At 46.5% G+C, this 7,605-nt stretch carries 9 protein-coding genes; 6 read left to right on the plus strand and 3 right to left on the minus strand.

Going from position 1 to position 7,605, the window contains the following annotated elements; genetic code table 11:
- Window positions 1-8 precede the first annotated feature (8 nt).
- The gene (locus QMA35_RS15120) at window positions 9-152 is read left to right on the plus strand and encodes a hypothetical protein (RefSeq protein WP_281647992.1); all 144 of its coding nucleotides are present in this window, start codon (window positions 9-11) and stop codon (window positions 150-152) included.
- Here QMA35_RS15120 and QMA35_RS15125 read toward each other — a convergent pair.
- Window positions 141-1,037 (minus strand): LysR family transcriptional regulator ArgP, encoded by an 897-nt coding sequence (locus tag QMA35_RS15125; RefSeq protein ID WP_281647993.1) that lies wholly within the window; start codon window positions 1,035-1,037, stop codon window positions 141-143. The two genes, QMA35_RS15120 and QMA35_RS15125, sit on opposite strands and share 12 nt — an antisense overlap.
- A 138-nt stretch (window positions 1,038-1,175) precedes the next feature.
- Here QMA35_RS15125 and QMA35_RS15130 point away from each other — a divergent pair, with 138 nt between their 5' ends.
- Together QMA35_RS15130 and QMA35_RS15135 are read left to right on the plus strand one after the other, a co-directional pair.
- Window positions 1,176-1,790: a LysE/ArgO family amino acid transporter gene (locus QMA35_RS15130; protein WP_281647994.1), complete on the plus strand. Its 615-nt coding sequence runs from the start codon at window positions 1,176-1,178 to the stop codon at window positions 1,788-1,790.
- A gap of 31 nt (window positions 1,791-1,821) precedes the next feature.
- The gene (locus QMA35_RS15135; RefSeq protein ID WP_281647995.1) at window positions 1,822-2,889 is read left to right on the plus strand and encodes an NAD(P)-dependent oxidoreductase; all 1,068 of its coding nucleotides are present in this window, start codon (window positions 1,822-1,824) and stop codon (window positions 2,887-2,889) included.
- 33 nt (window positions 2,890-2,922) lie between these two features.
- On the opposite strand, the gene QMA35_RS21940 is transcribed toward QMA35_RS15135, so the two are convergent.
- Window positions 2,923-3,066 (minus strand): hypothetical protein, encoded by a 144-nt coding sequence (locus tag QMA35_RS21940; RefSeq protein WP_348650951.1) that lies wholly within the window; start codon window positions 3,064-3,066, stop codon window positions 2,923-2,925.
- 350 nt (window positions 3,067-3,416) lie between these two features.
- On the opposite strand from QMA35_RS21940, the gene QMA35_RS15140 reads away from it, so the two are divergent.
- The 3 genes from QMA35_RS15140 (at window position 3,417) to QMA35_RS15150 (ending at window position 6,822) form a co-directional block, all read left to right on the plus strand.
- The gene (locus QMA35_RS15140) at window positions 3,417-4,922 is read left to right on the plus strand and encodes a mannitol dehydrogenase family protein (protein WP_281647996.1); all 1,506 of its coding nucleotides are present in this window, start codon (window positions 3,417-3,419) and stop codon (window positions 4,920-4,922) included.
- Window positions 4,903-5,292, plus strand: coding sequence for a hypothetical protein (locus tag QMA35_RS15145; RefSeq protein WP_281647997.1), 390 nt, complete (start codon window positions 4,903-4,905; stop codon window positions 5,290-5,292). The genes QMA35_RS15140 and QMA35_RS15145 overlap by 20 nt, the downstream gene beginning before the upstream one ends.
- A gap of 426 nt (window positions 5,293-5,718) precedes the next feature.
- Window positions 5,719-6,822 carry a hypothetical protein gene (locus QMA35_RS15150; protein ID WP_281647998.1) on the plus strand — a complete coding sequence of 368 codons (1,104 nt, stop codon included), beginning with the start codon at window positions 5,719-5,721 and terminating at the stop codon, window positions 6,820-6,822.
- Window positions 6,823-7,137: 315 nt separating this feature from the next.
- Here QMA35_RS15150 and QMA35_RS15155 read toward each other — a convergent pair.
- Window positions 7,138-7,605: IS1595 family transposase (locus QMA35_RS15155; protein ID WP_281647999.1), on the minus strand; the 468-nt coding region annotated here is incomplete at its 5' end.

The following is a 7,605-nucleotide window of genomic DNA, read 5'->3' on the forward strand; positions in this document are numbered from 1 at the left end:
GAGCCGGTATGGATTCGGAGAATAACAAAAAACCAGAAAGTATCCTGCTCGAAGAGCAGGAGCTTGAACAAGCCTGGGCTGATATGAGAAATGACGAGCAGTTCCAAGCCAGTAATGATCCGGTTTACGAGCCTCAGGAATCAGGTCAATAACAGTTCACGGGCATAATTGATCAAATTAGCGCTGACTTCCTTCATGGCGCCAGATTCCAGGGCCCAGCGATGCCAGAACAATACCCGGTTATGGCGAATATCCGGAATCACTTCCACCAGTTCCCCTGATGCTAGTTCATCACGAATCATAAGATCCGGAATCATGCCGTAGGCCACACCTTGCTTGGCCAGAGTGACAAAGGCTTCAGACGTTCCCACTATATGACAGGGAACTTCACCTGGTGGCAGGTCAAAGTGCATTTCCAGATAGCGCTGGTGCAGATCGTCAAAATGGTCAAAGGCAGTTGCCGGCGCATTCATCAGGTTTTCCCGATTCACCCCGTTGGGGAAATATCTCTCGATAAATTCAGGAGAAGCCGCACACACATACTCAATACGGCCAAGTCGATCTGCAATACAGCCGGTAACAGGAGAAGGCTCCGTACTGACAGCGCCCAGAACCTCACCTTTACGGAGCAGATCCAGAGTTCTTGACTCATCGGTAATACGGAAATCCAGCTCTATCAGTTGTTCCTTCAGAACTGGAGCAAGAGCAGGAATCAGCCAGGTGGCAAGGGAGTCGGCATTGACTGCCAGAGCCAACGGCAGGAAATGTGCCTTGGAATCAGGCTGCAATTCAGGCAAGGCTTCCTTTTCCAGCAGTTGAACCCGTCGGAACAGAGCCAGAAGACGCTGGCCTGTGCTGGTGGGTTGAGGAGGCTGACTGCGAATCAGAAGAGGCTGGCCCAGTTGTTTCTCCAGTTGGCGAATACGTTGAGAGACTGCAGATTGCGTTATGCAGAGTTGTTCAGCGGCCCGCTCAAAGCTGCGCTTGGTGATAACAGCGTCAAGGGCGGCGATAAGGCGGTAATCCAGATTATTCATTAGCGAAAACGATGGGGGGTTAAAATTCTGAGATTAACGTTCACAATGTTTCCCGTTACTCTCAGTCGTAGGAGAACTGTCCCATGGCTCCATTCTAAATAACAATTCATGAAAACGGCACACGAGATACACAAAACAATGACTTTTTTACCGGCTTTTCAGGGATTTTTTCTTGGAGCTTCGATGATTATTGCCATCGGTGCCCAAAATGCCTGGGTTTTAAAACAGGGGATATCCAGAAATCATCATGTAATGGTTGCTACTATCTGCTCTGTCTGTGATATCACACTCATTCTGCTGGGAGTGTATGGTGCTGGAGCCCTGATTTCGGAGTCACCACTACTTCTAACCATTATCACCATTACCGGGGTTCTTTTCCTGGGTTGGTATGGGGCGCTGTCGTTGCGTGCAGCTCTGTCACCGGAAGGAAGCCTGGAGCTTTCAGATGATGGTTCCTTAGGGCTTATGAAGGTTGCCTGGGGAACGCTGGCTCTGACTTTGCTTAATCCCCATGTTTACCTTGATACCGTTGTCGTTCTCGGAAGTGTCGGAGGGCAGTACGAAGGCGCGGACAGAATGGCCTTTGCCATGGGAACGGTACTGGCCTCTATTATCTGGTTTTACTCCCTTGCCATTGGTGCCGCTAAATTAGCCCCTGTTCTTTCAAGGCCAAAAGTGCGTCAGGGTATTGATCTATTGATTTGTGTGATTATGTGGACCATCGCCGGTTCATTACTGGCACGCTGGCTATAGTTGTTAGCCTGACTTCTTCAGGAGAATTACTATGGTAAAGCTGGATCGACTCATTGAGGTGTTGGGGAAAAGTTATCAGCCAGAAGACTACCCCTGTATACAAAGTGTTGATCGCTACTTTGTGGGTAACCCAGCTATAGCGGACAAACGGGTTCTTTTTGCAGCTCCACTGTTTATCAACACTTTGCCAGCACTTTTACCCTGGTTGAAAGAGGGGGCGGAGGTCACTGTAAGCTGGCCTGATGAAATTGCTCCCGATGAACAAACCGTTCAATTATTGGAACGTTGTGGTATCAGCTGTTTGCCAGATATTCCCGAAGGTGGGGAGTTTGATGTGGTGCTGGACTGTACTGCCCATCACTGGAATATCCCTTCTCACTGTGGATATGTTGAGTTAACCCGCAGCGGTGCAACCAAGTATGAGCAGCACAAAGATATAGTATGTATTGATGTCGACTCATCTCCAGTCAAGGAAGTGGAAACTTTTCTGGGAACAGCTGATGGCTTGTTCAGAGCAATGGATCAGTTGGGTATCGGCTCAGTGGAGGGAAAGAATTGCCTGGTTTTTGGCTTTGGTAAAGTTGGCCGGGGAATTTCCAAAGGGTTGTTAGAACGTGGCGCTCAAGTTTTCGTTGCCGAAATGCCTGAATGTTTCGAGGATATCTCATCACTTACGTTTATTGATTGTGAAGATCAAAAAGCGATTGCTTCAGCATTAGAAGACAGTTATTTGATTGTTACAGCAACAGGTGTAGAAAACCTGATAACAGAAAATTACGACGCCAACTTGTTTATCCAGAGTGATGCCATTCTGGTGAATATGGGCGCGGAAGATGAATATGGTGAAGGTGTGCCTGAAGGGCGAGTTCTGAATAAACACATGCCGGTGAACTTTATTCTTAACGAACCCACCCGTATGAAGTTTCTAGACCCGATAATGGCTCTGTACATACTTTGTGGTGTACTGCTGGTTGATCCGAAATTGTCAGGTACTTTTACTCCCGGTAAACACTTGCCACCTGAACATCTAACCACTGAAATTCTGGAATGTTTCTACAAGAGTAATCAGCTTTCTCAAGCTGTTTTTGAGTTCGAGTGAATGTTGATCACTCGTAGGAAAAGCTTTTATTCTTCATCGTTCAGAGAGTGATGCTGTTTTTGAAAATAGCCAGCGTCCAGGCTTATACAGCCTTTCCCCATAAGACAAAACGTCGATAACCTGAGGCTGTCTGGCTTTTTGAGCGCAACCCATGGATTTATCTTGAAGAGTGGAGATACCCTTTTGATGTCTTCTGTAAGGAGTATTTCGGGTCCTTTTCCAGAAATGATTTCCCCTTTTCCAAGAACCTGTTAGGCAACAAGAACATTCTCGTTCTCATGAATAAGCATGCCGCGTTGCATAGCAAATCTCACTGACTGAAAACGAAACACAACTTGCAAAAACAAGGGGTAAAGATTGACTCAAAACAAGGAGGGGGTGCCCCATTTCAATAGAATGCCTGTAAGCATAAGAGTCTTGGCAGCAAGGGTCCTGTTGCCAACAGCATTCAGCCCCTGTCATTTGCCCTGACGCTACATTTTTCATGCGCAGATGAGCCCCTTATTGGGGCAGGAGTGGATGTATACATGCTCAATAACAAAACTGCTGGTTCACTGAATTTATCCCATCGCCTTAGTCATCGAGACACGATTACTCCAGCAATTGTTCATCTTGGCTTGGGGGCTTTTCACCGAGGTCACCAAGCCCGGATTACCGATGAATTCATGGCTATTTCTGGCCAGCGTAACTGGGGGATTATTTCAGCTAATATCTTTGGTGGAGAACAGTTGATTTCTGATCTTCAGGCACAGAACCATCTCTACACAGTCACTGAAATTCATTCAGACAAACGTCGAACCTATAAACTGGTCAGCTCTATAGTCGACACTCTTTATGCAGAGCGTGACCGACACTCTTTACTTAAAGCTATGCGCTCACCGAACACGCGTATTGTGTCGTTAACAGTGACGGAAAAGGGTTACTGTACAAACCCTGCGACAGGTGAGTTGCAGTTGGACAATCCACTGATTGCCCATGATTTGAAGCATCCCGAACATCCTCGTTCGGCTGTTGGTTTGATTGTTTCTGCTCTGGCCGCACGTCGTACAGCCAGACTCAAACCTTTCACCGTTTTAAGTTGTGACAACATGTCAGGCAATGGAAAGCGTGCTCGCAGTGCTGTATTACAGATGGCAACACAGTTTGATCCGGAGTTGGCTCGCTGGATTGCTGAAGAGTGTTCTTTCCCCTGCACAGTGGTTGATTGTGTCGTTCCTGCTGTGACAGCTGAAGATCTGGCAACTGTGAAAGATGAACTGGGAGTAGAAGATAAAGGTGCAATAGTTTGTGAAGCCTTCCACCAGTGGATTATCGAAGATGATTTTGTTCTGGGGCGCCCGGATTGGGATGATGTGTCCGGCGTAAAATTTGTTAAGGATGTTGAACCTTACGAAGAAATGAAGCTGCGTATGTTGAACGGTAGTCACTCCTTTATGGCTTATCTCGGTTATCTAGGAAACTATCCGACTATCAGTGAGGTTGCGTCTGATCCTGATTTTTACGCAGCAACCAGCCATTTTATGAAAAGTGTTGCGGCTAAATCATTGGATATTCCTGAAGGCGAAGATTTAAACGCGTATGCAGAAGAGTTGATGCAGCGCTTCTGTAACCCAAGATTGACCCACCGTATCTGTCAGGTTGCTATGGACGGCTCCCAGAAAATTCCTCAACGCTGGTTAAACACTGTGCGCTGGCATCTTGAGCAGGGCTCTGATTTTGCACCATTGGCACTAGGCCTGGCAGGTTGGATGAAATATGTCAGTGCTATAGATAGGAATGGTGAAGCTATTGATGTTCGTGACCCTATGTCTGCAGAGCTGAAACTCATCGCAGACAGTCATCCGGGAAATCGAGCAGATAATATAGCAGCCAGGGTGAAAGCATTTTTGTCGGTTAGTGCTATTTTTGGCGATGACCTTCCAAAGAATGAACGATTTGTCAGTGAGGTCGTGTCGGCCAGTTGTTTGCTGGCTGAGAAGGGCGCGAGAGCCGCTGTTGCCAGTCTGAGATACTGTGAATTTCACGGAAGATAAGCTTGTCACAGGCTGGATAGCTGGAGTCAATTTTCCTGTTCTGCTATTCCGCCAGGTCTTTAAAAACAAGGATGGCAGCACAGGCATACTCTATCTGGTGAGCAGCGATCTGGATTGTGACGCCGAGAGCTTGAAAACGATCTACAAAAGACGGTGGAAAGTTGAAGTCTTCCATAAAACCCTGAAATCCAATGCGGCCATGGCCAAGTCGCCAGCCCATACTGTCAGAACCCAAAGCAATCCTATTTTTCTATCGATTTACTCGGCCTTCCGACTGGAAGCCCTGTCGTTAAAGCTGAAGATGAACCATTTTCAGCTCAGAGCGAAAATCTATATGTCTGCTCTGCAGGCATCGTTCAAGCAGCTATGATCATTCGTAGCTGCGTAACTTCAGTGAATAAGCCAGCTATCAATACAAAAACTCAAAACCTGAGAATTCCTGTTGATGGCATTTTCTTGGCTAACCAGCTGGTTAGCACAATTAACACATTCATGAAACTTTCCATTCATTTCCCTGTTCAAAAAACATGCAAATTAATACATTGTAAGGATGGAAAATATGAATGTAACGTCCCCCAACCAACATACAGGTACAGGTACAGGTGCAATAGCCACAGCACCAAGCACACCCGCAACTGAGCAAGCTGAGTCAAAATACGCGCCTTTTGCTGGCTATTTGGTTAACACTTTGCACGCATCAAGCCCTATGCTATTTCGAAGACTTGCCCGGCAGAATGGTCTGGATTTTCAGCCAGCTGGCCTCAAAAAATTAGATGTAGAAGATACTATCAAAGCAATGGAAGCGCTGGAGATTCAAGCACAGGGAAAAAATGTTGATCTCAGACAGGCAATATTCCAACAATTAATACAGAGTAGATATATTAAGCCCAACAAAAAAAGCGAGTACGAGTCTCTTTGGAAAAACGTAACACTGGCAACGCCACCAGCTAAGGACACTCCACCGACTGGAGAAGCGACAGCGGCAGGAACAAAAAAGACCACAGACTCAGTCAAGCTGAATTATCTTCCCCCAACAGCCTACCTGGGAACAGATGGTATTGACGAGGATGCGATAGTACAGGATCAAGTGAATGCTAGCTTTTCGTCGGCAGATACAAGAAACCGACTCGGCGTTAGCGTTTATCGAGTCACCCCTGTACCAGGCCATGGTTTCCAACAATACGCATACGATATAGCACGTGTGCTAACCGAAACAAACTCTAGCATAAATCCACTCGGTGCATCAGAGGCTATCGGACGACTTCCGGGTATACAGCCTGTTCCCGGCAATATTGTTGCTGTAGGCGACGGCTTTATCGGAGGCAGCAACCAGACAAGTGCTTCAGCTTCGGATGTCCAACAAATAAGATCCGAAGTAAAACAGCAAATACAGAGTGAAACACATCAGATCTGGCGTAATATTCTGACCTCTTTGCCACTATGTTCGTCTACTACACTCAATGCCGATGCCTGCGTAGTCGTAGATGGGCAAGTTATGGCTAGAGTCTTGCTGGAAAGCGGCTCTATAATCGCCAAAAACAAAACAGAAAATTATGCAAACCAGTCCCCTTGCAGAGTGGTTCTGGCGATGACTAGCCAAACTGCCAGGCAGTTTATCTCTTCCAAAAAAGGAGACCTCGACATCCAGAAAATGATTGATAATAAAAACATCACACTTCTTACCACAGGTACTGGGATTGATGATGACCAACTCAAAAGTACTATGTTGACTGCGATAAAAGTACATACTTCAATCGATCTTGAAGGTAGAGAAAAAGAGAATGTGGACGAGGTATTTGCTGGAGCACACTTTTTGGGTGGGGCTGTGGACAAAAACAAATTGCCCCCTCAGTTAAGGCTGCTCTTTGAAGAGGCTCAGACCTCTCAAAAGCCTCAGTAATTGCAACTGACCCAGGTACAGCAGCCAGAATGTTAATACTAAACATGACCTCCTGTGCTTGGGAACCTGCGAATAAGTCCCCATTATTAGACAATCCTGACCAGAGCCAAATCTGAGAATACCCATGGAACAACAGCTCTCCTTTTCTGGGTAACGCCTCAGAACCGTTGGTATGATCTATAATCCTTGCCATTACTGTATTTGCAGATAAGGAGTAGTGTAATGGCTATGGTCTGTGTTGACTGCCCACACTGCCAGCAGTGCCAAGGGAGGGTAAAAAATGGCAAAGCTCCCACAGGCATTCAGCGGCTCTGTTCACAATAAATGTGGGTTAAGCCAATGAGATGCCTCCTGATCTAACAAACTCTCTTCCGAGAAGATATGTGTCTTTAAAAATCGTTTCCAGCCCAGATAACGCGATAAATATTTCGTCGCCACGCCTTTGAAAAAACCATTGATCCAACGTTTGAGCTCACTGTGATAAGCGTTGACCGTTTGAATGTGATAAACCTCCTCTCGCACATACTGGCCTGCCGTAGTGACCAATTCTTTCAGCGTCACGTTGAGTTGGTCTGCCAGTTTTTCATGGGACAGATGAGCATCTGTGCACAGGGTGCTACCTGGTAAAATCCGTCCTGCCAGTTGCGTGAAGAGTTCATCGTTACTCACATGTTCGAGAACGGCATCGGTTACATGTTGCTGACGGTCGCAGGCCACCATGACGGGAATTTTTCTGATTGTTCCTGACTTTTCACTGGCATTCTCCGACGGCTTTTTCTTGCG

The sequence above is a fragment of the Parendozoicomonas sp. Alg238-R29 genome (assembly GCF_947331445.1).
GTDB lineage: Bacteria > Pseudomonadota > Gammaproteobacteria > Pseudomonadales > Endozoicomonadaceae > Sansalvadorimonas.